We start from the raw sequence: 25,109 nt of genomic DNA, 5'->3' as shown, positions 1-25,109 counted from the left end.
AAACCCTGAGGCACGGGACGTCCATGAACACAGCAACCGTATATCCAGCTGAGGCGCCGCGAAGCCTGAAAGCCCGTATATTGGGCAGCCCGTCGGCGGGACCTCTTCTGGTGCTGCTCGGATTCTGCGTGATTTTCGCGCTGACCAATCCCCGCTTTCTCGCCACCCACAACTTGTCGATCATCCTGCAGCAGACGGTCGTCATAGGCGCTCTGGCGATCGGTCAGACGCTGGTGATCCTGACTGCCGGGATCGACCTTGCCGTCGGCGCCATTTGCGTGCTGGGAACGATCGTCGCGGGAAAGCTGGCCAATCTTGGCTATGATCCGGTTCTCTCCATGGGCATTGCCGTGCTCATATGCACGGCCGCCGGCCTTGCCGCGGGGGGCCTCGTCAGCGGCCTCAGGCTCCCGCCCTTCATCGTCACACTTGGCATTCTCGGCATCCTGACCGCGGCGCTGCGACTCATTTCCGAGGGTGGCGCCTTCCCGGTACGCGATCCCTTCCTGGCCTGGACGGGCAATACGATGAAGATAGGCGGCTTCGTGCTCACCTATGGCGTGCTGATCATGTTCATGCTCTATGCGAGCGTCTGGTATTTGTTGAACCAGACGAAATGGGGCCGGCACGTCTATGCGATCGGCAACAATGCCGAGGCCGCCCGGCTGGTCGGCATCCCAGTACGGCGCCACCTGCTCTCGGTTTATGTATTGGCCGGCCTCATCTACGGCATTGCCGCCTGGCTCGCGCTGGGGCGTATCCCAAACGCGGACCCGAATGCCATGCAGAGCGCCAATCTCGATTCGATCACCGCGGTGGTGATCGGTGGCACGAGTCTTTTCGGCGGCCGAGGCGGGCTCGTAGGGACATTGATCGGCGCGCTCATCGTCGGCGTTCTGCGCAACGGCCTGACGCTCGCCGGCATCGACCCGCTCTGGCAGGACCTCATAACGGGCATCCTCGTCATCATCGCCGTCGCACTCGACCAGCTCTCCCGGAGGAAGCGTTGATGCCAGCCGGTTCCCCCATCGAAGAGCCTTCCGCGCGCCTGGTTCTCGAAGCGCGCAACGTGGTGAAGACCTACGGCCACGTCACTGCGCTCGACGGCGTCGACTTCGAACTCAGGGCCGGCGAGATCCTTGCCGTCGTCGGCGACAACGGCGCCGGCAAGTCGACGCTCATCAAGACCCTGACCGGCGCCGTGCGCCCGACCAGCGGTGAAATTCTGCTCGACGGAGTGCCGATCCACTTCAAGGGACCTCTCGATGCGCGCCATGCCGGAATCGAGACGGTCTATCAGGACCTCGCCGTGGCGCCTGCGCTCGATATCGCCGCCAATCTCTTTCTCGGCCGGGAGCTGCGCGCACCAGGGCTTCTCGGAAGCCTTTTTCGCCGCCTCGACAAAAAAGGCATGCGCGAGGAAGCCCGCCGGGCCATGGGAGAACTCGAATTTCGCCTGCCGGCGATCGACAATCCGGTGGAATCGCTCTCGGGGGGCCAGAGGCAGGGCGTGGCCGTGGCCCGTGCCGCGCTTTTCGCCCGCAGACTGGTGATCATGGACGAGCCGACGGCGGCACTCGGGGTGCGTGAAACCGGGCAGGTGTTGCAACTCATCCGCTCGATACGGGATCGCGGCCTGCCCGTCGTTCTGATCAGCCACAACATGCCGAACGTCTTCGACATCGCCGACCGCATCCACATCATGCGCCTCGGCCGGCGCGCCGCCGTGGTTACCCCGAAGACCCATTCCATGAACGACGTCGTTGCCATTATGACCGGCGCAGCGACTGCCTGACCCTCTTGTCCCGAAATAGGAGTGAGACCATGTATCGCCTCGACCGGAAGCTCGCGCGCATCCGCGCTGGCCAATATACCCGCAGCGACTTCATCATCGCCGACGCCAAGGACGGCGACATGGGTCCCTCGATAACCTCCTGCGGTCCCAAGCGGGAGAAGGACGGCAGCTGGTCACGCCACTATACCCGCCCCGAATTTCTCGAAAATATCCGCGCCGTCGTGGAGCAGGATATCGTGGACATCATGCTCACCTCCGCCTCCAATATGGAGGCGCTGACCGAGATGGGCGTCTATCGCGACAGTGCCGTCAAGCCGGCAATCCGCGCCAACGATACGACGGACATCTGGGTCGGCCGCGGTGCGACCTATGTGAAAGCAGCCTCGCGCCCCTTCCGCACCGCCTCCCTCTCGCGCGTTACGACCGGGTCCGTCGATCCCGCGCCTGGCGCGCCGATCACCGGCACCGATCTTGGTCTCTATTCCATCACCTTCAACAACGATCTTGACCGCGACTATGAGGCGCTCGAAGCCTTCCGCGCCTTCCGCGAGGATGCGGCGCGCAACAGGTTCAAGTATTTCCTTGAAGTCTTCAATCCCAATGTCGCCTGCGGCATCGACCCTGAGGTATTGCCCCACTATGTCAACGACGTGATGATGCGCTGCCTTGCCGGCGTCACCCGGGAAGACCGGCCGCAGTTTCTGAAGATCCAGTTCAATGGAGCCAAGGCGATGGAGGAGCTAGCCTCCTACGATCCGAGCATCATCGTCGGCGTGCTCGGTGGCGGCGCCGGCACGACGCGCGATTGCTTCGAGCTGCTCCACCAGGCTGAACGTTTCGGCGCGCGAGTAGCGCTGTTCGGGCGCAAGATCAACCTTGCCGAGGACCCGCTGTCGATGGTGCGATTGCTGCGCGAAGTTGCCTCCGGTACGGTCTCGCCCTCAGAGGCAGTGAAAGCCTATCATGCGGGTCTTGCCACGGAAGGCATCACGCCGCTGCGCGATCTCGCCGCCGACAACGTCGTCACCGAAGCGGTGCTCAAACAGGAAGAGAGCAGATGAGCGGTGGCCGGCGGGGGATCGTCACGGGCGGAACGTGGTGCGCAGACTACAACCGCACCGTCAGCCACTGGCCGGGCGAGGACGGCCTTGCCGAACTTCTCGAGGAAGAACGCCACGGCGGGGGCTCAGGCTGCAACCTTGCGCTCGACATCAAGCATCTGGACCCGTCCGTCCCCGTCGAGACGATAGGTCTCGTCGGCGACGACGACGACGGCCGCTACCTGAGGGAGACGGCAGCTGCCGCCGGCATCGACATCAGTCAGATGATGGTGACTGAGGCGGCCGCCACCCAGTTCTGCGATGCTTATGTCTCGCTGCGTTCCCACCGGCGCACGCACATCTTTCACGCCGGAAGCGGAGCGCTGCTGACGCCGGATCATTTCGAATTCTCTTCAACGCGCATGCGCTATCTGCATCTCGGCCTGCCGGGCGTGCATCGCATTCTCGATGCTCCCTGGCAAAACGAGCCGAATGGCTGGGTGGCGGTGCTCAAGAAGGCGCGCGCTGCGGGCCTCGAAACCAACCTGGAGCTGGCGAGCATCGACCGCGCTTTGATGGCGCGGCTTGTCGGGCCCTGCCTGCCCCATCTCGATTTCCTCATCGTCAACGACCTGGAAATCGGGGCAATCGCCGGCGTTGAAACAATTCTGGGCGACGCACCCGACCAGGCGGCGTGCATGCGCGCAGCGCGTGCCGTGCTGGAGCGCGGCGCGCTGAAACTTGTCGCCGTGCATTGCCCCGCCTTTGCCATCGCCGTCACCCGCGAAGGGGAAGGCGTGGTGCTGCCGTCCGTCGCCATCCCCGAGGAGGAGATCAAGGGCGCGAACGGGGCCGGCGATGCCTTCGCTGCCGGGATGCTCTACGGCATCCATGAAGGCTGGAGCGTGAAGCAGGCTCTCCGGCTGGCGCATGCAGCAGCGGCCGCGTCCTTGCGCAGCATCTCGACTACCGGCGCGGTCTTGCCTTGGAAGGATTGCCTGGCACTCGCGGACAAATGGGGCCCCCGAGACCACTGATGGGTGCGCCGAGCCGGCTTGGTGGTGTCTGCGGGCGCGACTGCAGAATGGGATCCGAAACTCTGCCCCTGAACTCGGCGAAGTGCTGACCTATGACGCCACGACCGGGAACCTTCCTGCCTGAGCGCGGTTTGCTTCGGCATGCCGAAAGATGCAAATCAGCCGACCGTTGTCATTACCGGCTCGAGCGGCTTCCTGGGCCAGGCGATCGCGCATCGCCTGAGGGACCGGTATCGCGTCATCGGGCTCGACCTGTCCCCTCCGAAAGGCAAGTCCGAGACCGAAGAGACGATCAAACTCGACATCACCTCCGACGAAAGCGTGAGAGAGGCGATCGAGACGGCGGGTAAGCGCAGCGGCGGGCGCCTTGCTTCCGTCATTCATCTCGCCGCCTATTACGACACCTCCGGCAAGGACAATCCCAAATACGATGCCGTCAATGTCGAGGGCACGCGCCGGCTATTGGAGGCGCTGCAGGGGCTTCCCACCGAACAGTTCATCTATGCAAGCACGCTGCTGGTGCAGGCGCCCAGTCCGGCCAGGGGTGCGCGGATCAACGAGGATGATCCGCTGGACCCTGCCTGGGCCTATCCCAAATCGAAGGCCGAGACCGAGGCGGTGATCGCCAGACATCGCGGCGCGATCAGGACCGTGACCCTCCGTCTCGCCGGCGTCTATGACGAGGACTGCAGAGCCGCTTTCATCGCCCAGCAGATCGCCCGCATCTTCGAGCGGCTCCCGACCGCCTATCTGTTCAGCGGCGATCTGGACGCAGGCCAGCCCTATCTGCACAAGGACGATCTGGTCGAGGCTTTCGCGCGCACGGTCGACCGTCGCAACGACTTGCCCGGTGATTGCGCGTTGCTGATCGGCGAGGAGGAAACCCTCTCCTATGGCGACTTGCAGAAGCGCATCGGCCGGCTGATCCACGGCGAGGACTGGCGCACGCTCGCTCTGCCCAAGAGCCTTGCAAAGCCGGGGGCTTGGATGCAGACCGAGGTGCTCGACCAGGACTCGGAGATCAAGCCGTGGATGATCGAGAACTCGGACGATCATTACGAGATCGACATCTCCCGTGCCCGCAACAAACTCGGCTGGGAGCCGAGGCACAGTCTAGCTGCCACGTTGCCGGAAATGATCCGGCGGCTCAAGCAAGACCCGACCGACTGGTACGCGAAGAACAAGCTGGAGCCCTCTGTGGTCGCCGCCTCGGATCCCGAGATCGAGCAGGCGGAGAAAAGGCTGGCGGAGCCGCTGGAGCGCAGCGACGCCGAAGTCGACGCTGCCGTGGAAGCGCACCGGCTGCGCACGCTCTGGGCGCCGCTGGCAAATGTCGCTCTCGGCCTGTGGCTCGTCTCATCGCCGGCGACGCTCGGCCTTTTCGACCCCGTCAGCGTGCCGCTGCCGCCGGCGCTCGGCCACGCGATCGACGAACCCGCCATACGCAATGCCCGTCTCGGGACAAGCGAGATTCTGTCCGGATTGCTCGTTGCCGCATTCGCGCTTTTCGGCATGTACCGGCGCTGGTCTCATGCGCAATGGATCACGGCCGCGCTCGGCGTCTGGATCATGCTGGCCCCGCTTGTCTTCTGGACGACGAGTGCCGCGGCCTACGCCATCGATACGCTTGCCGGCATGCTGATCGTGGCCTTTGCGGTGATGATTCCGCCGACGCCCGGAATAAGGCTGCGGGCGCTCGCGGCCGACGACGACCGGCCCCTCGGCTGGAGCTATTCGCCGTCCTCCTTCACGCAGCGCATGCCGATCGTCGCGCTCGCCTTTGTCGGCCTCTTCGTCTCGCGCTATCTCGCCGCCTATCAGATGGGCCATGTCGACGGGCTGTGGGACCCGTTCTTCGGGCCGGGCGAGGCACCCGTCCGCAACGGCAGCGAGGCGGTCGTGACGTCCTGGGTTTCCAAGGGCTTTCCGATCGCCGATGCCGGCCTCGGCGCCTTCGCCTATGCGCTGGACATTCTGGCCGGCGCGATCGGAGACAGCCGCCGCTGGCGTACCATGCCCTGGATGGTGCTCCTCTTCGGCCTGCTGATCGTGCCCCTCGGCGCCGTCAGCGTCTCCTTCATCATCATCCAGCCGCCGCTTATCGGCGCACTCTGTACGCTCTGCATCATCCAGGCGGCCGGCACCGTCGTGCTCATTCCCTATTCGATAGACGAGGTGCTCGCCACCATCCAGTATCTCTGGCGCGTAAGGAAGGCGGGCGAGCCGTTCTGGCGGACGTTCTGGATGGGCGGCCCGGCCATTTCGGAGGACCAGACGCCGGCGCCCGACCTCAACCGTCCGGCCACCGAGCTGTTGAAGGAATTCATCGTCGGCGGCGTCAACTTTCCCTGGACGCTGGTCGCCAGCGCATTGCTCGGCGCGGTCCTGATGACGACGCCCTTGATTTTCGGCAGCGTCCCGCCGCTCTATCACAGCGACCACATTCTCGGCTGCGTCGTGATCCTGGTTGCCGTCACCGCCATGGCGGAGGTCGTCCGGCCGGTGCGCTTCCTGAATGTGCTGCTCGGCGCCTGCGTGGCGGCCTCGCCCTTCCTGCTTGCCGGCGGCAGCACGGTCGCCACCCTTGCCGACGTCGCGATCGGCTGCGCACTGATCGCGCTCAGCCTCCCGCGCGGGACGCGCAGCGAAGAACATTATGGCGGCTGGGACCGGGCGATCGTCTGACGGACGCGCCTCAAGACGCGTTCCAGTCAGCTCATCTGGGCAAGCACCATGACGAGCAGGAAGCCGGCGGCGTTGGCGATCGCCGAAGTCTGCTGGAATTGATGCGACTCCGCTTCCGGCACGAGGTCGGTAATCGTCAGGTAGAACATCCCGCCCGCTCCCGTCGCGAAGAGAAAACCGGTGACCGGCTGGACCAGGCCTTTCAGCAGGAACCACCCTGCAACGGCGGACACGAAAGGGAGAGGCCGATGAGGGAGGTCCATCCGAGCGTCCGGCGCTTCGCGTTCTTCCGCTCCTCGTCGAGCGTCAATTCGCCGATGCTCATTCCTTCGCTGAAATTATCGATGCAGATGGCGAGGCCCACGATAAGCGCCACTTTCGGCTCGAAGGTGGCGCCGACGCCGATCGTCATGCCTTCGATCAGCTCTTCCGCACTCGTGCCGCCGGCCAGCACCGCGACATTGCTCCCACGCGGCTTGCGCCTTCGGTGCAACTGATCGACCTCGGCCCTTTGATCCGCCTCCGGCCCAGCCATTTTCCAGCGGTTGACGTAGAGGTCGAGAATATAGACGAGTCCCAGGCCGAGCAGAAATCCGGCAACGGCAAGCGGAAGACCTGCAAGTTCCATGGAGGTGGGCATCATCTCGAAAGCGAAGGTGCCCATGAGGACGCCGGCCGCGAAGCCGACCGCGATCGAGAGCACGAGGCTCGACGGCCTGAGCGAGATCGCCGCCAGGCCGCCCAGGGGCGATGCGACGGCCGCCGCTGCCGCGATTCCCAGGATGATCAGGAGATCATTGCTCATCGCTGCCCGGATCCTCGGCTTTCAAGGCGATCCTTCGGGACGTACGATCTGCTCGTAGGTACATTGGCGCGGGTCCTTGTCCGGCCGCCAGCGCATGAGTTTCGTACCGTGGCGGAAGCGCCGGTTGCTGACATGGTCGAACCGGACTTCGACGACCAGTTCCGGCCGAACCGGCTGCCATTCGCCGCTGCGCTCGCTGCTCCAGCGGCTGGGCCCGCCCGGTGCCTTGCCGGTGAAGCCCGGCGGCTCCTGCAAAGCTTCGAGCTGGCGCGTCAGGGCAGGCCGCTCCTTGTCCGAGATCGTCGCGGTAAAGCCTACATGGTTCAGCAGTCCCTCGGAGTCGTAAAGGCCGAGCAGAAGCGAGCCGACCAAAGAGCTGTCGCTCTCGTAGCGGAAGCCGCCGACGACGCAGTCGGCCGTCTTCAGCCGCTTGACCTTCACCATTGCCCTTTCGCCGCATTCATACGCGCCCTCGCGCCGCTTTGCGACGACCCCGTCGGTGGCACCCGCCTGCCATGAGGTGAGCCACCTCTCGGCCTCCTTAACGTCGAGCGTGAAGGGCGAAAGCTCGAGCATCTCCGCAACCGCGTTCTCTTTGGCGAATGTCTCGAGCCGAGCGCGCCGTGCTGTCAAGGACTGGCCGGTCAGGACCGTTCCGTCGGTGCCGGCCAGCATGTCGAACAGGATGAGTTTGGCCGGCGTTTCCCGCGAGAGCTTCTGCACGCGGCTTGCTGCAGGATGCAGGCGCATCTGAAGGGCGTCGAAGGAAAGGCGCCCGTCGACCTCGATCACCAGTTCGCCGTCGAGGACGAACATGTCCGGCTCCAATCGGCGCAGCAGGGCGAGGATCTCGGGAAGAAGCGTCCGAGCGGCTTGCCGGATTTCGCCCTTATGTCGACGTCCTCGCCGGACTTGAACGCAAGGCAGCGAAAGCCGTCCCACTTCGGCTCGTACTGCCATGCGTCGCCGCCCGGAAGCCCGGTCGCGGAACGGGCTTCCATCGGCGCCGTGCTGACGGGCAGGGGAAAGCTCCCCGCCTTCTTCGCCGCGCTTGACGGAGCGGCCTTCTTCGTCGGCTTTCCATGCGCGGGCGACGCCATCGTCCACTCCGTCTAAACCGTCGGCCTATTTCAGCTTGACCGAGGACTCTCTTCCCCAGACGCGCAGCTTGCCGAGCTCCTTGAGGAAGGCGGCCGCACTCGCAGCGTCGGTGAGTTCGATCGTTCCCTCATCGAGCAGGTCCGCAATGCCGGCCCTCTCGAGAAGCGGAACGGCGGCGCCGGCATAGCCGATATATTTGCAATGGGCGAAGGCGTCGGCCACGAAATCGCGCGCGGTGGCGACGTCGATCAGATCCGCGACGGCCTCTGCGGAAGGAAGCAGGACTACCGCGTCGTAGAGTACCGACGGGCCGCCGTCGAGCATCTGGTGGGCGGCGATGCGCTTTCCGTCGGAGGCGGTAAAGCCGCCGACTTTCGGCGCGATCAGCTCGAAGACCGCCTTCTCCTTCTCGACAGCCGCTATCAGGGCGTCGAGAAGCGCGGCGTCCGCGCCGTCCGTCGCCAATATTCCGAGCTTGCGGCCCTCGAAACGCTTCGGCCCACGCTGGATGATGCTGAGGGCCGGCGAGGGGTCGAGGTCCTGGCGGGTGGCAACGGCCGCATCCGCCGGTTTCGGCATCGTCTCCAGGCCGAGGGCGTGGCCGACCTTTTTCCCCAAGGTTTCATCGATATTGAGAAGATGCGCGACCATCCGTTCGCGGATCACAGGCGTCTCCACCTTGCTCAATTCGAAGGTCAGGGCATCGGCGATGTGGCGCTGCTCGGGCGGCGTCTGGCTGATGAAGAACTGACGGGCCTGGCTGTAATGGTCGGCAAAGCTCTCGGCGCGGATGCGCAGCTTCGGGCCCTGCTCCTCGGAAGGAAAATGGCGGAAGCCTTTCATGGGCGACTCGCGCGGACCCTCGCCCCAGGAATTGGGCTGGTAGTTCACGCGTCCGACCGGGTTGCGCATGGCCATGTGGCCGTCCTGCTGGAAGTGCTGGAAGGGACATTTCGGCGCGTTGATCGGAAGATGGGTGAAGTTCGGGCTGCCGAGCCGCTTCAGCTGCGTGTCGAGATAGGAGAAGTTGCGCCCCTGCAGCAACGGATCGTCGCTGAAGTCGATGCCGGGCGGCACGTTCTGCGTCATGAAGGCGACCTGCTCGGTTTCGGCGAAGAAATTCTCCGGCATGCGGTCGAGTACCAGCCGGCCGACAGGCTTCGTCGGCAGCACTTCCTCCGGGATGATCTTGGTCGGATCGAGGATGTCGAAATCGAACTTGTCGGCGAAGTCCTGATCGAAAAGCTGCACATGCAGTTCCCATTCCGGGAAGTTGCCGGACTGGATGGCTTGCCACATATCGCGCCGGTGGAAATCAGGATCGGCGCCATTGATCTTCACGGCCTCGTTCCAGACGACCGACTGGAGCCCGAGCTTGGGCTTCCAATGGAATTTGACGAAGGTGGACTCGTCCTTGGCATTGACGAAACGGAAGGTGTGGACGCCGAAGCCTTCCATGAACCGGAAGGAGCGCGGGATCGCCCGGTCCGACATGACCCACATGACCATGTGCATGCTTTCCGGTGTCAGGCTGATGAAGTCCCAGAAATTGTCATGCGCGGACTGCGCCTGGGGAAACTCCCGGTCCGGTTCGGGCTTTACCGAGTGTATGACGTCGGGGAACTTGATCGCGTCCTGGATGAAGAACACCGGGATGTTGTTGCCGACGAGGTCCCAATTGCCCTCGTTTGTGTAGATCTTGACCGCGAAACCGCGAACGTCGCGGGCGAGGTCGAACGAGCCCTTGCTTCCGGCCACCGTCGAGAACCGCACGAAGGCAGGGGTTCGTTCGCCCGGTCGCTGGAACAGATCCGCCCGGGTGTAGGCTGCAAGCGACTCGTAGGTTTCGAAGAAGCCGTGCACGCCGTAGCCGCGGGCATGCACGACGCGCTCGGGAATGCGCTCGTGATCGAAGTGGAAGATCTTCTCGCGGAAGTGGAAATCCTCGATGAGCGTCGGGCCGCGTTCGCCGGCGCGCAGACTGTTCTGGTCGTCGGCGACGGGGCCGCCCTGAGCCGTCGTCAGGACGGGCGTGTCGCCTTCGGCGATCTGGTGAAGTTCTCCACCGTTGCCGCGTGTCGCTTTCTGGTCATGAATGGTGGCCGGTTTCGTATTGTTCGGCGCAGAAGGTTTCTTGGCCATGGCAGCACTCCTTGGTCGGGGGCGGATGGGCACGTAACCTTGGCGAGGGAGGTTGGTTCCCCTGCACGCAAAAATTACCCGGACATCCGGCCTGCTGCTATCGCCGATTCCAAGAGGTGGAGCGGGATGCGGTCGGAAAACCGCACGCACTTTCCTCATCCCGCTCCGGCAAGGTCGTAGCGAACAGGTAGTGCGTCCGCCCGCCATACGCTGCGGCGCGGACGGAAACGCCAATAGCGCTCGGCGCCGTCGAGAGGCACGCCGTCCGGAGCTTCGGACAGGAGCTCGGCCTCGCCGGTCATCTGCAGGAGGCCGCCCGTGGAGAAGTCCGGGAAAGTGAGCCCGACGCGCGGATTGAGCGCGATGTTGCCGAGCGTGTTGAAGAAGCGATTGCCGACGAAATCCGGGATCACCAGCCAGCCGTCTTCGCCGACATGCGCGAATCCGGCGTGGCCGCCGCGATGGGAGACGTCGATCTGCCGGCCGCCGGCGAGATCGGCATAGGTTGCGACGAAGAACGTGTCCGCCTGCGCCACCAGAGCACGCGCTGCGGCGTTGAGCCCGAAGCTGGAAACGGGCGGTACGGAAGGTGGCACGGAAGGGTCGCGTACGAAACGGACCTGCCGGAGCTGGATGTATTTCGGACAGTTGCCGAAGCTCTGGTCGACGCCGAGATCAAAACCGCGGGCATGCCGCTTAAGCGTGCCGTTCAGCCGGTTGCGCCGGCGGGTGCCGAGATCGATTCCGAGCAGGGCGAGGGGAGCGCCGTCCTCCATGCCCGCCTCGGCGGGGTCCGTCGGCTCCCGCGGGAGTTCGACGGTAAGCCTTTTTTCGTCCGGCGCGCGGAGGAAGCCGGGTTCGCCCGCCCTGAGCGTCGCCCAGGCGTCGCCGTCGCGGTCGACCGAGCCCAGCACGACCATCGGCAGAAGGGGATAGAATTCCCGGTGCTGGTCGATCAGGTGGTCGCGCATGACGCGGCGTCCGATCTCGTCCATGCGCGTTTCCACACCCAGCCTCTTCTGCAGGGCGATTTCGCCCTCGTGCCAGGGCGAATGTGCGAGGATGGGAGCCTCCATGACGATTGTTTCCTTGGTTGCGTGAATGTTGGGCATCTCGGGGCTTGTTCGCGGGCGATAACATCCGCCCCCGGCCCAAACTCCCTCATTCCTGTGCCTGTCACAGGGACCCAGCAGGCCAAGTCATTGGCCTGAAGGACTCCTCGCACCGCAGACGCGGCGCTGCTCTCATCCCTGTGACAAGCACAGGGATGAGGGTGGTTTCAGTCCTTCGATACGCTTAAAAGCACGTGCCGTGCGAGATGGCTTCCCGCAAGCGCACGTCGTCATAACGCTCGCTAAGCCGCCAACCCCACCGGCGTCTTTGCGAACTCGACGAAGCCCGGCAATGCCTCGATGCGGGCGAGCCAGGCGCGGATCTCCGGATAGGGCTGGAGATCGACGTCGCCTTCGGGGGCGCGCGCCACGTAGCTGTAGAGCGCGACATCGGCGATCGTCGGCCGGTCGGCGGCAATCCAGCCTCTGCCTTTGAGCTCCTGCTCGATCAGCGCCAGGATCGCATGCGAACGAGGGATCACCTCTTCCGGTCGGTAGGGCGCCTTGAACACGTTGATGAGCCGCGCCTGGGCCGGACCATGGGCGATCTGGCCGGCAGCCACCGAAAGCCAGCGCTGAACGGCAGCCGCCCCGCGGCGTCTTCCGGCAGCCAGTCCGTGCGGCCGGTCTTCTTTGCCAGATAGACGAGAATTGCGCTTGAGTCCGAGATGATCGTACCGCCGTCGTCGAGCACCGGGACCTGACCGAAGGAATTGAGCTTCAGGAAATCCGCTTGCTTGTGCTCTCTCCTGGCGAAATCGACGACCACCAGCTCATGCTCGATACCGAGCAGCGAGAGGAACAGGCGGGCGCGGTGCGCGTGGCCGGAGAGGGGATGGTGATAGAGTTTCATGTCGGCCTCGTTGAATGATGGAACGACACCAAGATGATTGTTATCCGCGGAGTTGATAAGCTCCGATAGAGGCACTAGACCGTTTCACTTGATGAAATAATCGAGGAGCATTCGATGGATCGCTGGCAGGCGATGCGGATCTTCGTGCAGGTGGTGGAAAGCGGCGGCTTCGCGGCGGCCGCCAAGGTGCTGCATATGAGCCCGCCATCGGTCACCCGGGCGGTGGCGAAGCTGGAGGACCTGATCGGGACACGGCTTCTGGTGCGTACCACGCGCTCGCTGAAACTGACTGCGGCGGGCGAAGGTTACGTGGCCGATTGCCGGCGTATCCTCGGGGAGATCGCCGAGGCGGAAGCCAATGCGGCGGGCAGCTTCACCGCACCTGCGGGGTTGCTCACGGTAACGGCGCCCGCGCTCTTCGGGCGCATCCACGTGCTCCCCGTCATCCTCGACTTTCTCGATCACTATCCGGCAATGCAGGTTAAGACCGTCTTCGTCGACCGCGTGACCAATCTGGTCGACGAGGGCCTGGATGTGGCGATCCGCATTGCCTCGCTCCCGCCCTCCGGGCTCGTTGCGCGCCGGATCGGCTCGGTCCGGCAAGTGCTTTGCGGCTCGCCGGATTATTTCACCCGCTTCGGCGAGCCGGGCAGCCCGCAGGAGCTTGCCCGTCATCGCATCATCGGGCGAGAGGGCCTCTTCGGCCACTCGGAATGGCTCTTCGGACGCGACAACAGCATCCGCGTTCCGATCAGCCCTCGTCTCATCTGCAACACCAATGACGCGGTCCTCTCCGCCGCTTTGGCGGGCTGGGGATTGTCGCGGTTTCAGTCCTACCAGGTGGCACCCGACGTGAGAGCCGGCAGGCTCAAGGTCGTCCTTGCCGACCACGAGCGCGAGCCGGTGCCGATCCACATCGTGCATGCGGAAGGCCGCATGGTCTCTGCAAGGGTGCGCGCCTTCGTGGACTTCGCCGCCGGGCGTTTTCGTCGCCACGCGGGTCTTGGCACCGAGCTTTGAAGACCTCTACCGGTCGTCGCCGCGCACCCGCAGCAGCACGCGTTCGAGCGCATCCGTCAGCGCCCGGTGGCCGCCGCCGCGGTCGAAGTCCGTCAAAACCTGCTCGTTCAATCCGCCGGCGGTCGAAAATTCGCGGGCGAGTTCTTCGAGCGGCGTCCCCTCGTCCCTGACCGCCCTCTGGGAGAGACTGGCGAAGAGCGGGGCGATATAGGCGCGTGCCTTGTCGCGGTCGAGACCCTTTTCGGCGAACCAGCCGGTCGTCCGGTCGAGAATGCCGAGATAGGTCGCCATCAGAGCGCTTCCGACGGCAAGCAGGTCATATTCCTCCTTGGTCTCGCATTCGACCGCCGTTCCGAGTGCCGCAAAAATCGCGGCAACGGCGCGGTTCGGTGGATAGATCGCCGTCACGCCCTCGCGCTCGGCGACGAAGGGCAGGGGGATTGCCTGCGTGAGCTCCACCTCCTCGCTGATCCAGCCGAGAAGCGTGGAACGATCGGTAGCGGCAATGACGCTGACGACCGTCTGACCCTTGCGGAATTTGAGCTTGGGGATCACGTCCTCGGCGATTTGAGGACGAACGGCGAGGAACAGCACGTCGGCCGCGTCCACCGCTTCCTGATTGTCCTTGGCGATGCGCACGAGCGGGAAGCGGCCGGCAAGCCGGGCAGCAATTTCCCGGTTGCGCGGGGAGACGAGGATCCCGGCGACGTCGAGCCCGGAACCGACGATGCCCGTCACCATCGCTTCGGTGATGGCGCCGGTGCCGATGAAGCCAATACGCATCGCTGTTCACTCCCTTGATTCGTACCGGCGACATTAGAACAATTCCGGGAAATTGCGTCACTAACGCAGCCGTTTTCCCTCTCCGTCGAACACCAGAACCGAAACCGGATCGAAGCGGGCCGTCAGGCGGTCACCGGCCTTGAGTCCGCGGCCGTTCTTCGTTTCGACCACGATGAGCTCGCCGTTGCCGTGGCGGGCATAGGCGAAGGTCTCTCCGCCGAGATGTTCCAGCATGTCGATCGTGAGGGCTAGCCCTGCAGGACCGTCTTCATTGAAATGCTCGGGCCGGATGCCGATCGTCACCGCAGTTCCCGCCGCCGCCTGCAGGGTGACGGGGATCTTCGCGTCTCCGTGGCCCGGCAGGCGCGCATAGGCCCGGTCCTGGTCGATTTCGATCACGCCCTTCAGGAAATTCATCTTCGGCGACCCGATGAAGCCGGCGACGAAGAGGTTGGCCGGGTCGTCATAGAGATCGAGGGGCGAGCCCACCTGTTCGACCACGCCGGCGCGCATGACGACGATCTTGTCGGCGAGCGTCATGGCCTCGACCTGATCATGCGTCACGTAGACGATGGTGGTGGCGAGCTGCTTGTGCAGCCGTGCGATCTCGATGCGCATATGCACGCGCAGCTCCGCATCGAGGTTGGAAAGCGGCTCGTCGAAGAGGAAGATCTTCGGATGGCGGACGATCGCCCGGCCGATCGCCACGCGCTGGCGCTGGCCGCCCGAAAGCTGCTTCGGTTTGCGGTCGAGCAGCGCCCCGAGTTCCAGGATATGGGCGGCCTCGTTCACCCTCTTCTCGATCTCGGCCCTGGGGACACCGGCGAAGCGGAGCGCAAAACCCATATTCTCGCGCACCGTCATATGCGGATAAAGCGCATAGGACTGGAACACCATGGCGATCCCGCGCTTGGACGGATCGACATCGTTCATTCGGCTATCGTCGATGGTCAGGTCGCCGGAGGTGATCTCCTCAAGCCCGGCGATCATCCGGAGCAGCGTGGACTTGCCGCAGCCGGAAGGTCCGACGAAAACGACGAACTCGCCGGATTTTATGTCGAGATCGACGCCCTTGATGACCTCGAGGCCACCATAGGATTTACGGACATCGCTGAGTTGGAGTTGGCTCATGCGCTCGCCGCTCCTTCCGCCAGGGCGACGAGCTCGAGCTTCGCCGCGCCGAGCCGCGCCGAAGCGACCGAGACGACGACGGCGCCGGCGGGGCCCGTGGACTCCAGCCAGAAACCGGCGGAACCGCCCTGAAGGACGAGGCGGGCCGGTCCGACCAGCCGCGCCGGACCATGAACCTCGACGTCGACTGCATCGTTCAGGAAGGGCAGGACGTTGCCGGCCTGGTCGAGCGCGCGCAGGATGACGCGAACGCTGTCGCGGCCTTCCGCACGCAGCGTCTTGCTATCCGCCTCGACGTGAAGCGTCGTAGGCACGGGGTCGGCGGCCATGCGGAGATCGGCGACCGGCTTGCCGGCGACGAAGCCGGTAAATTCCGCGCTTTCCCACTTCATGCCCCAGACTCCGAGCTCGTCCTTGGTGAAGTGGCGGTGGTCGATGACGACCGGCGGATGCGGCAGGTGCGGGAAATTCTCGCGATCCGGGCCGACGCGCTTGGAAAGCGAGCCGTATTTCAATTCGACCTCGTCGCAATTCGTCAGCACGATCAAGGGCAGCACGCCGCCTATATTGCGCTCGCCGCGCGCCCAGAAGGTCACCGGCTTCATCACGACTTCCTCGGAGGGATCGCACTGGCTGGCATAGACATAAGCAGCGAATTTCGGCTCGCGGAACATGTCCATGACGCCGTGATAGCAGATCCGGTCCCCGGAGCCGAAATCCTTGTGGGTGTTGTAGTCGAACATGCACCAGCCGATCGCACCGGAAATGCCGGGATCGCCATAAGCCGCATTCAGCACTTCCAGATGCCGGCGAACATGTTCGGCCTGGCGCTGCTCCTGGTCATAGATCTTCGTCGGATACATGTGCCCGCCGAATTCGGTGATGAGATAGGGCACCTTGCGGGCAAGCCCGGTGCATTCCTGCTGCGGGCGAAGCGCCGTGCGCGGCCGGTTCGAGCCGGGCAGCTCCTCGTTGCCGAGGATGAAGTCGTTCATCGTGTAGACGTCTTCCAGAAATTCGCTGTCGGTAATGTATCGCACGCCGCCCGTCTGCCGTGTAGGGTCGAGCTCGCGGGCGAGGCGATTGGTCTCGACATAGAAGTCGTGCGAATCCTGCGACTCGTTGATGCGCACACCCCAGATGACGATCGACGGATGGTTCCAGTCGCGCTCGATCATGCGCCGGACATTGCGGATCGCCTCCTGTTTCCATTCCTCCCCGCCGATGTGCTGCCAGCCGGGAATTTCCTCGAAGACGAGGAGCCCGATGCGGTCGCAATGGTCGAGGAACCATTTCGACTGCGGGTAATGCGAGGTGCGCACGAGATTGCAGTGAAGCCTGTGCTTCATGATCTCCGCGTCGCGCTCCTGGGCGGTGCGCCCCATGGCGTAGCCGACATAGGGGAAGGCCTGATGACGGTTCAGCCCGCGGATCTTCAGCGGGCGGCCGTTGAGCCGGAAGCCTGCGGTCGTGAACTCCGCCGTACGGAAACCGAAATACGAGGCCAGGCGGTCGGAGCCCTGACGGGTCCGGAGCTCGGCTTCGATCTCGTACAGCACCGGATCGTCGATGTCCCAGAGCGAGAGGCCCTTCAGGCCTTCCATCTCAAGGGTGAGGCTCTCGCCGGCCGTTTCGCCGGCGACCTCGGCCAGCACTTCGCCGGCCGCATTCTTGAGGAGAGCCGAGACCGTACCTGAGAAGGGCAACCCTTGCGGATTGGAAAGGTCGCACCGGACGGAAACGGCCTTGTTGTCGGAGAGCACGTCGCGGGTTTCGATCTTGATATTGGCGATCGAAACCGGATCGGTGACCTTCAGCCAGACGTCGCGATAGATGCCGGCATAGGTCAGATAGTCGATCCGGCCGCCGAAAGGCGGGATCTCCGGATTCTCGCTGCCGTCGATCTTCACCGTGATGAGATTGTCGCCTTCCAGGAGCCTGTCCGTCAGGCGTGCCTCGAAAGGCGTGTAGCCGTCTTTATGCGCCAAGATCTCTTCGCCGTTGAGATAGACGACCGCATCGGCCATTGCCGCGTCGAAGACGAGCGAGACCTCCCGGCCGGAGAAGTCCGGGCGCCAGGCAAGCACCTTCTGGTAGGTGAAGGCGCGCTGGTAGCATGTCTCGTCGAAATAGTTGAACGGCAGTTCGACGGCGTTGTGCGGCAGGCTGATCGGCTGACCCGCCCGGAGCGTTCCGGCGTCGGCGGCGTCGAAGCCTTCGGAGAAGACCCACGAATTATTGAAGGAAGTAACAGAGCGCATCATCGTTCCTATTTGACTGAGCCCAGCATGCCCTGGACGAACTGGCGTTGCATGAAGAAGAAAACGGCTAGGGTCGGCAATGTCGCGAGAATCGTCCCGACCATGACCACGCCGTAATCGGGGTAGTAGGCGGAGGCGAGCGACGAGATGACCAGCGTGATCGTCTTGGTCTCGTTGGTCTGGAGCACGATCAGCGGCCAGAGATAGTTGTTCCACGCGGTCATGAAGACGATGACGAAGGCGGCCGCATAGGTCGAACGCATGACCGGTACGTAGATGAAGAGGAAGATCTGCCACTCCTTGAGCCCGTCGACCTTGGCCGCGTCGCGGAGCTCGGAGGGGAAGGCCTTGGTGCTCTGCCGGAAGTAGAAGATGACGAAGGCCGATCCGATCGTCGGCAGGACGACGGCGAGATGCGTGTTGATGAGACCCGCCTTGCCCATGATGACGAAGAGCGGGATCATCAGCGCGGCGAAGGGGATCATAAGGGTGAGCAGCATCGCCCGGTAGACGCGCTCGCGTCTTCGCGAGCGGAACATCTCGAAGCCGTAACCGGCGAGCGAGGAGACTGCGAGCGTGAGCACGGTCGCAAGGATCGCGATCTTCGCCGAGTTCCAGAAGACGAGCGGCACGTTTACCAGCGTGAAGAAGTTGCCGACATTGGTGGCAAAGGCTGCGCCCGGCAGGAGTTTGCCCTTGATGATGTCTATCGATGAATTGGTTGCGCCGAGCACCATCCAGATGAACGGAAAGACGGAGAGGAAGGCCATCAGGCCGAGGAAGCCATAGGTGGCCGCCATCGCCGCGAAACGTCCAAATCCGTTCATCGGTCACGCTCCCTTGCTGCGAAGAACTGCACGAAGGCGAGGAGCGCGACGAGGACGACGATGACATAGGAGACCGTCGCCGCATAACCGAGATTCGGCATGAAGCGGAAGGTCAGGTTGTAGATGTAGAGCGACAAGGTGAGCGTGGCATTGGACGGGCCGCCCTTGCCCTCGGTCAGGTTATAGACCTCGTCGAAAAGCTGCAGCGTGCCGATCGTCGAAATGACTGTCGTGAAGAGGATGACCGGCTTCAGCAGAGGGATGGTGAGGTGGGTAAAGCGCGCCCAGGCCGGAACGCCGTCGATGCGCGCCACCTCGTAGATCGACCTGTCGATGTTCTGAAGTGCCGCAAGATAGAAGATCATGTTGTAGCCGGTCCAGCGCCAGGTGATGGCAAGAATGACGAGAACCTTCGCCCAGAAGGGATGCGTCAGCCACGGAATGGGCGAGGCGACGAGACCGATCGCCTGGAGCGTCGAATTGACGATCCCGTCGGTTGCGAACATGCCCTTGAAGAGCACCGAATAGGCGACCAGCGAACTGACGCAGGGCAGGAAGATCGCCGTGCGGAAAACCCCTCGGCCGACGAGCCGCGGGTTGTTGAGGAGCGACGCCAGGATCAGCGCGAGCAGGATCATGATCGGCACCTGCACGACGAAATAGGTCATCGTGTTGGTGAGGGCCTTGATGAAGACCGGATCGTTCCAGAGCCGAACGATGTTCGCGAAGCCCGCGAACTTCATGGTCATGCCGCGGCCGGACTGGAATGACATCCAGAGGGACCACGCGATGGGATAGACCATGAACAGGGCGATCAGCCCGAGGGCCGGCGCGACGAACAGCCAGCCATTGACGTCGTAATATCGGCCGATACCGCGGCGCGCTCGAACCATGTTCCCCTCCTGGAAGGTCGGACAGCCGGAAATTTGGCCGCGGCAAGAGCCGCGGCCGGAAACAGCGGGCGCATGCCCGCCGCCATTCACCGCATCACTGGATCTGTGCGCTGACCTCGGCCTCGATCGCCTGCAGCACTTCGTCGACCGGTGTGCCCTGCGTCACGGCCGGGAGTTGCGCAGTGACGGCGAGGTCGGCCTCGTTGGTGAAGATGCCGTAATTGACCGAGGGGACCTTCGCCAGCCAGTCGGAGAAGTTCTGCCAGACCTTCTCGCCGCCGAAGAAGGGGTCTGCCGCCTCATAGGCCGCGCCGCCGCGGGCGGCGAGCAGCGAGCCGACCGCACCGCGGTCCTGGAGGATCTTCTGATAGAAATCGATGTCCTTGGCGTAGATCTCGTTCAGGAAGTCGATGGCCTCCGCCTTCTCCTCGGAGCTTTCGAGCACGTACCAGCTGGAGCCGCCGAGATTGGAGGCATGCGTCGCGCCTTCGATCGAGAGCGCCGGAATGGGGGCGACGCCCCAGTTGCCGGACTGGTCCGGCTGCGCCTTGACGGTGCCGGTGATCCAGACGCCCGTGACGACGGTCGCGACGTCGCCGGAGGTGAAGGTGCCCACCCAGTCGGACCAGCCGTTGGCAGGCTTGTAGATATTCGCCTGCATGATCTTGCCGATGGTTTCGAGCGCCGCCTTCAGCGCCGCATTGCCGGTGATGTTCGGTTTGCCTTCCTTGTCGAAATACCATTGCCCGGCCGACTGCATGATGATGCGCACGAGACCGGCGTCGTTGGGGTCGAGGCCCATCATCTTCTTGCCGGTCTTCTCTTCGACCTGCTTTCCGATCTCGATGAAGCGGTCCCAGGTGAGATCCTGCATGTCCTGCGGCTTGAAGCCGGCGGCTTCCAGATAATCCTTGCGGTAATAAAGACCCGTGACGCCGGAATCGAAGGGCATTCCGTAGACTTGCCCGTCGAGCGTCATGAGCTCGACCTTGTAGGGGGCGAAACCGGAATAATCGACGGTGCCGGACAAAGGCGCGAAGGCGCCCGGGAAGGATTGAAGGTATTTCTGAGCGCCGTAATCCTCGATGAGCACGATGTCGGGGAGCGCGTCGGCAGTGCCGGACGAAAGCCCGGTCTGCAGCTTCTGCTCGACGTCGAGCTTGGCGAAATCGACGATGTTGAAGGTGATGTCCGGATGCGTTTTCGTATAGCGGGCGCCCGCCTCCTTCATGATCGCGACATTGAAATTCGGGTCCCAGCACCAGATGGTGATTTCCTTGGCCTGCGCCGCGGTAACCCCCAGGAAGCTTGCGCCCGCGAGAGCCAGACCGGCGATACGCGGCAGATAGGCACGCGCCTGAATGTCCATTGTTTCCTCCCGAAATCGTGTTCCCCGAGACAGTCCTCTCTGTCCCGGCGGCGAGTATTTCTCAAAACTCGAGTGGGCGCAATTATTTTCAGTAAACTTTTACTTGGCACTTGCGACGCGTGCTTTGAAAGCACGTGAGCCGTCACGCTCGCGCCTGGCGGCGCCCGATGCGCTATTGCCAGAGTGAATGGCGGAGATGGGCTACACGCGACTTTGCGGGTATCGCCACGACGGGTCGAGTCGATATCGTCCAGGGATTTTTAGAACCGGCCCGCGATGTCATCTTCCTTGTTCGCTGTCTTGGCCGGTGCCGGCGTGCTGCCGCGCCAGACGATTTCCGTGCCGAAAACCACCTTCTTGGCGACCTCTCGGCCCGAAAGGCGCTCCAGCAGCAGGTCGACGGCGGTTTCGCCGATGAGCTCCGCCGGAATCTTCACCGTGGAAAGCGGCGGCCCGAGAAACTGCGCGACCGGAATGTCATTGAAGCTCGCGACCGCGATATCCTCGGGAATCCTGAGCCCCATCTCGTGGATGGCCCTGTAGGCGCCCAGCGCCATATTGTCGTTGCAGGTGATGAGGATCTTCGGTGGATTGGGCTTCGATAGCATCGCCCTGGCAAGCTTGTAGCCGCTGTCGGGCGTCATCGGCTCCACCATGCACAATTCCGGATCATAAAGGCCGGCCTTGGTCATCCAGTCGATATAGGTGCGGCAACGGCGCTCCGAATGGATGTTGTCGGGCCCGTAGAAAGCGTCGATCCAGCCGATGAAGCCGATGCGCCGGTAGCCCATGGCATGCACCGCCTCCAGGAGCCGGGTCATCGCCAGCGAGACGTCGCTGAGCACGGTGTCCTCCATGTCTCCGGCCGGTGCGTAATCGGCAAAGACGAGGTGGCGGCTGTGGCGGCGCAGCCATTCGAGCTCGTCGCCGTAATAATGGCCGACGGCCACCACGCCGGAGGCGCCCTCCAGGATCGTCGCTTCCGGAGGATTGCCGGTGAGGAAGACCTTGACGACTTCGCTCTTCAGCGCCTGGCAGCGGCTTTCGATGCCGAGGCGGACACCGACATAGTAGGGATCGGCGAGTTCCTGGGCGGGGTCGAGAAAATGCACGAGCGCGATCTTCAGCCCGACGCCGACGCCATGCGCTGCGGCGCGGCTGCGATTGCGCGGCGTCGCATAGTTGAGCGCCTCCGCCGTTTCGATGATCGCCTGGCGTTTCCTGTTCGAGATCGACAGCGTCGGGTCATAGTTGAGGACGCGTGAGACGGTTGCCGACGATACGCCGACGGCCGACGCGATTTCCTTGATTGTGACCATTCGGTTCCGCCTGTCCTCTGCCGTGCCGCGCTGGAGTATCCTGTTTAGTAAATTTTTATTGCAGCTTTTTCAATCGCAAGCCGCAGCCAACGTGGTCACGGATTCGTTGGTCCTCGCATTGCGGCCCGTGGCAGATACGCTCGCATACATGCCTGTGGTGCGGAACTCGGTCGGGCTCGCGCCGAAGACGCGGCGGAATACCTTGGCGAAGTAGTTGGGGTCCTCGAAGCCGGACAGGATGGCGACTTCCTTGACCGGCAGGTCCGCGGTCTTGGTCAGCAGCTTTACCGCCCTTTGCAGGCGCTTCTGCAGCACGAATTCCGCCGGCGGCATGCCTTCGCTGGCGGCGAAGACTCGGGAGAAATGGGCGCGGCTCAGCCCCGAAATGCGCGCGAGCTCCTCGACCGGAAGGGGCTTGTCGAGATTGCCCAGCACATGATCGATCACGTGCTGCATCTTCCGGTATTCGTCACTGAGAACCGGATGCGATCCGAACACGTCGTCATAAAGCGCCATCGCCGCCTCATAGGCGATCGCCGAGGCGCTGCCCGGGGTGTCGCCACCGGCCATGAGGCGCAGGCTGCAGTCGGCAAGATGTTCGACGGTATCCGGCTGCAACCTTATGATGGGACCGGTGACGGCGAGAATGGCGCGGTGGATCCTCAGCGCCTCCTCGCCGTTCATGGAGATCCAGAAGAACTCCCAGCGCCCGCCTTCCTCAAGCCAGTAGCGATGATTGTGGGGCACGAGCAGGAGCAGCGTCTCGCCCGGACGCACGCGGTGACTGCGGTTTTCATATCGCAGGTTGCCGGCCCCGCCGATCGTGTACTGCAGCACGGTGAACGGGGTTTGGCCGCGCTTGCGACCGTCCCAATCGTAGCTTGCATCGGTCCTGATCTCGTAGCCGGTGCTCGTCGGCATGGTGTGCAGGTTCTGGCGTCCCCGCGGCAGCGAGACCGTCCGCATCGCGGGTCCCCGGGCGATCAGTTGCTGCAGCATAGAATTACCCATGAAAGCACAATACCTCTCTAGTCGTGCATCCGATTATACACATAATGCCCCCAGATCGCGCAAGACATGCGGTTGCCACGGCGTTTGACGAGGGTTTGCCGAGGAGGGCACCGCTTCGCCGATCCCGGCCAGTTCAATGAATTGATTTTACCCTTTTAGCGCGAAGGTCGCAGTCTGAGGAGGAATAGCACGGCCATGGCCAGCTTTAAGATCGCCATCATCGGCGCCGGCAGCATCGGCTTCACCAAGAAGCTCTTCACCGACATCGTTTCCGTGCCGGAGCTCCGGGACGTCGAGTTCGCGTTGACGGATCTGAGCGAGCACAACCTCGCCATGATCAAGTCCATCCTCGACCGGATCGTCGAGGCGAACAAACTGCCCACGCGGGTAACCGCGACGATCGACCGCCGCAAGGCGCTGGAGGGCGCGCGTTACATCATCAGCTGCGTGCGCGTCGGCGGCCTCGAGGCCTATGCCGACGATATCCGCATACCGCTGAAATACGGCGTCGACCAATGCGTCGGCGACACGATCTGCGCCGGCGGCATTCTCTACGGTCAGCGCAACATTCCGGTGATCCTCGATTTCTGCAAGGACATCCGTGAAGTGGCCGAGCCCGGCGCCAAGTTCCTCAACTATGCCAACCCGATGGCGATGAACACCTGGGCGGCGATCGAATACGGCAAGGTCGACACGGTCGGTCTCTGCCACGGCGTCCAGCACGGGGCCGAGCAGATCGCCGAGATTCTCGGCGCGGGGGAAGGCGAGCTCGACTACATCTGCTCCGGCATCAACCACCAGACATGGTTCGTCGATATCCGCCTCAACGGCCGTACGGTCGGCAAGGACGAACTCGTCGCCGCCTTCGAGGCGCATCCCGTCTTTTCAAAGCAGGAGAAGCTTCGGATCGACGTGTTGAAGCGCTTCGGCGTCTATTCGACCGAAAGCAACGGACACCTGTCCGAATACCTGCCCTGGTACCGCAAGCGTCCGGACGAGATCTCCAGATGGATCGACATGTCGGACTGGATCCATGGGGAAACCGGCGGGTATCTCCGCTATTCGACCGAGACCCGCAATTGGTTCGAGACCGAATATCCGCGCTTCCTCGAAGAGGCGGGCCGGCCGCTGGAAACGATCAGGCGCTCGAACGAACATGCGAGCCGCATCCTCGAAGCGCTGGAGACGGGTCGGGTCTATCGCGGCCACTTCAACGTCAAGAACAACGGCGTGATCACCAACCTTCCGGCGGATGCGATCATCGAATCGCCCGGCTTCGTCGATCGTTTCGGCATCAACATGGTGGCAGGCATCACATTGCCTGAGGCCTGTGCGGCCACCTGCATCTCGTCGGTCAACGTCCAGCGCATGTCCGTTCATGCGGCGATCACCGGCGACATCGATCTTCTGAAGCTCGCCGTGCTGCACGACCCGCTGGTCGGTGCCATCTGCACGCCGGAGGAAGTCTGGCAGATGGTCGACGAAATGGTCGTCGCGCAGGCCAAATGGCTGCCGCAATATGCCCATGCGATCGACGCTGCCAAGGAAAGGCTCGCCCGCGCTACGGTCGCCACCCGGGAGTGGAAGGGCGCCGCTCGGCGCGAAGTGCGCTCGATCGAGGAGATCCGCGCGGAGAAGGAAGCGGCGAAGCTGCGCGTGGCTGGGTAGAAGAGTGGCTACCTCTGCCCGGAATTGCCCCTCACCCTAACCCTCTCCCCCGCAGGCGGGGAGAGGGGACTTCGGCGAGCGCTGCTAGTCCCCTTCTCTCCACTCGCGGGGAGAAGGTGGCCGGCAGGCGGGATGAGGGGCAATCCCCCGGTCGGGGCAGGGCAAAGCGCCCGCAAATTGAGGTAATGCGCGAGGTCACCTGCGTGAGGAGACGCGAGTGCCACGAAGGAAGAGGAGCGCCGGCCGCCCCGGCCCGG

At 63.6% G+C, this 25,109-nt stretch carries 17 protein-coding genes and 3 pseudogenes; 7 read left to right on the top strand and 13 right to left on the bottom strand.

The annotated features are described in order from the left end of the window. Nucleotides 1–23 precede the first annotated feature (23 nt). The 5 genes from N0Q91_RS25860 (at nt 24) to N0Q91_RS25840 (ending at nt 6,557) form a co-directional block, all read left to right on the top strand. Nucleotides 24–1,010, top strand: a complete 987-nt coding sequence (locus N0Q91_RS25860; protein ID WP_102761533.1) for an ABC transporter permease — start codon at nt 24–26, stop codon at nt 1,008–1,010. After that, the gene (locus N0Q91_RS25855) at nt 1,010–1,795 is read left to right on the top strand and encodes an ATP-binding cassette domain-containing protein (protein ID WP_275599546.1); all 786 of its coding nucleotides are present in this window, start codon (nt 1,010–1,012) and stop codon (nt 1,793–1,795) included. Before N0Q91_RS25860 ends, N0Q91_RS25855 begins: the two co-directional genes overlap by 1 nt. 29 nt (nt 1,796–1,824) lie before the next feature. After that, nucleotides 1,825–2,856 (top strand): beta/alpha barrel domain-containing protein, encoded by a 1,032-nt coding sequence (locus tag N0Q91_RS25850; RefSeq protein ID WP_275599545.1) that lies wholly within the window; start codon nt 1,825–1,827, stop codon nt 2,854–2,856. Further along, on the top strand, nt 2,853–3,872 hold the full coding sequence (locus tag N0Q91_RS25845; RefSeq protein WP_275599544.1) for a carbohydrate kinase family protein: 1,020 nt from the start codon (nt 2,853–2,855) through the stop codon (nt 3,870–3,872). Before N0Q91_RS25850 ends, N0Q91_RS25845 begins: the two co-directional genes overlap by 4 nt. Nucleotides 3,873–4,013: 141 nt before the next feature. Beyond that, entirely contained in the window at nt 4,014–6,557 is a 2,544-nt protein-coding gene (locus N0Q91_RS25840; RefSeq protein ID WP_275599543.1) for an NAD-dependent epimerase/dehydratase family protein, read from the top strand. A 26-nt stretch (nt 6,558–6,583) separates the two neighbouring features. Here the strand turns inward: N0Q91_RS25840 and N0Q91_RS25835 are convergent. The 5 genes and pseudogenes from N0Q91_RS25835 to N0Q91_RS25815 all read right to left on the bottom strand — a co-directional run bounded on the left by N0Q91_RS25835 (nt 6,584) and on the right by N0Q91_RS25815 (nt 12,570). Beyond that, nucleotides 6,584–7,362, bottom strand: a pseudogene (locus tag N0Q91_RS25835) (ZIP family metal transporter). Nucleotides 7,363–7,383: 21 nt separating this feature from the next. Beyond that, nucleotides 7,384–8,462, bottom strand: a pseudogene (locus N0Q91_RS25830) (ATP-dependent DNA ligase). A gap of 25 nt (nt 8,463–8,487) precedes the next feature. Further along, a complete protein-coding gene (katE, locus tag N0Q91_RS25825) occupies nt 8,488–10,605 on the bottom strand; it encodes a catalase (RefSeq protein WP_275599542.1) in 2,118 nt (705 codons plus the stop codon). 155 nt (nt 10,606–10,760) lie between these two features. Beyond that, on the bottom strand, nt 10,761–11,717 hold the full coding sequence (locus N0Q91_RS25820; RefSeq protein ID WP_275599541.1) for a pyridoxamine 5'-phosphate oxidase family protein: 957 nt from the start codon (nt 11,715–11,717) through the stop codon (nt 10,761–10,763). A 242-nt stretch (nt 11,718–11,959) separates the two neighbouring features. Then, nucleotides 11,960–12,570: pseudogene (locus tag N0Q91_RS25815) on the bottom strand (glutathione S-transferase). Nucleotides 12,571–12,684: 114 nt separating this feature from the next. On the opposite strand from N0Q91_RS25815, the gene N0Q91_RS25810 reads away from it, so the two are divergent. Continuing rightward, entirely contained in the window at nt 12,685–13,590 is a 906-nt protein-coding gene (locus tag N0Q91_RS25810) for a LysR family transcriptional regulator (protein ID WP_275599540.1), read from the top strand. Between the two features lie 6 nt (nt 13,591–13,596). On the opposite strand, the gene N0Q91_RS25805 is transcribed toward N0Q91_RS25810, so the two are convergent. From N0Q91_RS25805 to N0Q91_RS25770, 8 genes are all read right to left on the bottom strand, one after another. After that, nucleotides 13,597–14,373, bottom strand: a complete 777-nt coding sequence (locus tag N0Q91_RS25805) for a pyrroline-5-carboxylate reductase (RefSeq protein ID WP_275599539.1) — start codon at nt 14,371–14,373, stop codon at nt 13,597–13,599. A 60-nt stretch (nt 14,374–14,433) separates the two neighbouring features. Then, entirely contained in the window at nt 14,434–15,504 is a 1,071-nt protein-coding gene (locus N0Q91_RS25800) for an ABC transporter ATP-binding protein (RefSeq protein WP_018096056.1), read from the bottom strand. Next, nucleotides 15,501–17,765, bottom strand: coding sequence for a glycoside hydrolase family 2 protein (locus N0Q91_RS25795; RefSeq protein WP_275599538.1), 2,265 nt, complete (start codon nt 17,763–17,765; stop codon nt 15,501–15,503). The genes N0Q91_RS25800 and N0Q91_RS25795 overlap by 4 nt, the downstream gene beginning before the upstream one ends. Before the next feature lie 8 nt (nt 17,766–17,773). Further along, the gene (locus N0Q91_RS25790) at nt 17,774–18,592 is read right to left on the bottom strand and encodes a carbohydrate ABC transporter permease (RefSeq protein WP_018096058.1); all 819 of its coding nucleotides are present in this window, start codon (nt 18,590–18,592) and stop codon (nt 17,774–17,776) included. Then, on the bottom strand, nt 18,589–19,485 hold the full coding sequence (locus tag N0Q91_RS25785) for a carbohydrate ABC transporter permease (protein WP_018096059.1): 897 nt from the start codon (nt 19,483–19,485) through the stop codon (nt 18,589–18,591). The genes N0Q91_RS25790 and N0Q91_RS25785 overlap by 4 nt, the downstream gene beginning before the upstream one ends. 94 nt (nt 19,486–19,579) lie before the next feature. Continuing rightward, nucleotides 19,580–20,854 carry an ABC transporter substrate-binding protein gene (locus tag N0Q91_RS25780; protein WP_275599537.1) on the bottom strand — a complete coding sequence of 425 codons (1,275 nt, stop codon included), beginning with the start codon at nt 20,852–20,854 and terminating at the stop codon, nt 19,580–19,582. A gap of 260 nt (nt 20,855–21,114) precedes the next feature. Then, the gene (locus N0Q91_RS25775) at nt 21,115–22,173 is read right to left on the bottom strand and encodes a LacI family DNA-binding transcriptional regulator (protein WP_275599536.1); all 1,059 of its coding nucleotides are present in this window, start codon (nt 22,171–22,173) and stop codon (nt 21,115–21,117) included. Nucleotides 22,174–22,242: 69 nt separating this feature from the next. Further along, nucleotides 22,243–23,184, bottom strand: coding sequence for an AraC family transcriptional regulator (locus tag N0Q91_RS25770; protein WP_275599535.1), 942 nt, complete (start codon nt 23,182–23,184; stop codon nt 22,243–22,245). 195 nt (nt 23,185–23,379) lie between these two features. Between N0Q91_RS25770 and N0Q91_RS25765 the strand changes: the two genes are divergently transcribed. Beyond that, on the top strand, nt 23,380–24,852 hold the full coding sequence (locus N0Q91_RS25765) for an alpha-glucosidase/alpha-galactosidase (protein ID WP_275599534.1): 1,473 nt from the start codon (nt 23,380–23,382) through the stop codon (nt 24,850–24,852). The last annotated feature ends 257 nt before the right edge of the window (nt 24,853–25,109 follow it).

The organism is Sinorhizobium prairiense (genome assembly GCF_029201645.2).
Lineage (GTDB): Bacteria > Pseudomonadota > Alphaproteobacteria > Rhizobiales > Rhizobiaceae > Sinorhizobium > Sinorhizobium meliloti_A.
This window is presented reverse-complemented; position numbering and strand designations above follow the sequence as displayed.

Bases quoted from the DNA above. Each gene is read 5' to 3' on its own strand.
- N0Q91_RS25860 (WP_102761533.1), top strand. From the start codon at position 24: ATGAACACAGCAACCGTATATCCAGCTGAGGCGCCGCGAAGCCTGAAA.
- N0Q91_RS25855 (WP_275599546.1), top strand. From the start codon at position 1,010: ATGCCAGCCGGTTCCCCCATCGAAGAGCCTTCCGCGCGCCTGGTTCTC.
- N0Q91_RS25850 (WP_275599545.1), top strand. From the start codon at position 1,825: ATGTATCGCCTCGACCGGAAGCTCGCGCGCATCCGCGCTGGCCAATAT.
- N0Q91_RS25845 (WP_275599544.1), top strand. From the start codon at position 2,853: ATGAGCGGTGGCCGGCGGGGGATCGTCACGGGCGGAACGTGGTGCGCA.
- N0Q91_RS25840 (WP_275599543.1), top strand. From the start codon at position 4,014: ATGCCGAAAGATGCAAATCAGCCGACCGTTGTCATTACCGGCTCGAGC.
- katE (WP_275599542.1), bottom strand. From the start codon at position 10,605: ATGGCCAAGAAACCTTCTGCGCCGAACAATACGAAACCGGCCACCATT.
- N0Q91_RS25820 (WP_275599541.1), bottom strand. From the start codon at position 11,717: ATGCCCAACATTCACGCAACCAAGGAAACAATCGTCATGGAGGCTCCC.
- N0Q91_RS25810 (WP_275599540.1), top strand. From the start codon at position 12,685: ATGGATCGCTGGCAGGCGATGCGGATCTTCGTGCAGGTGGTGGAAAGC.
- N0Q91_RS25805 (WP_275599539.1), bottom strand. From the start codon at position 14,373: ATGCGTATTGGCTTCATCGGCACCGGCGCCATCACCGAAGCGATGGTG.
- N0Q91_RS25800 (WP_018096056.1), bottom strand. From the start codon at position 15,504: ATGAGCCAACTCCAACTCAGCGATGTCCGTAAATCCTATGGTGGCCTC.
- N0Q91_RS25795 (WP_275599538.1), bottom strand. From the start codon at position 17,765: ATGCGCTCTGTTACTTCCTTCAATAATTCGTGGGTCTTCTCCGAAGGC.
- N0Q91_RS25790 (WP_018096058.1), bottom strand. From the start codon at position 18,592: ATGAACGGATTTGGACGTTTCGCGGCGATGGCGGCCACCTATGGCTTC.
- N0Q91_RS25785 (WP_018096059.1), bottom strand. From the start codon at position 19,485: ATGGTTCGAGCGCGCCGCGGTATCGGCCGATATTACGACGTCAATGGC.
- N0Q91_RS25780 (WP_275599537.1), bottom strand. From the start codon at position 20,854: ATGGACATTCAGGCGCGTGCCTATCTGCCGCGTATCGCCGGTCTGGCT.
- N0Q91_RS25775 (WP_275599536.1), bottom strand. From the start codon at position 22,173: ATGGTCACAATCAAGGAAATCGCGTCGGCCGTCGGCGTATCGTCGGCA.
- N0Q91_RS25770 (WP_275599535.1), bottom strand. From the start codon at position 23,184: ATGGGTAATTCTATGCTGCAGCAACTGATCGCCCGGGGACCCGCGATG.
- N0Q91_RS25765 (WP_275599534.1), top strand. From the start codon at position 23,380: ATGGCCAGCTTTAAGATCGCCATCATCGGCGCCGGCAGCATCGGCTTC.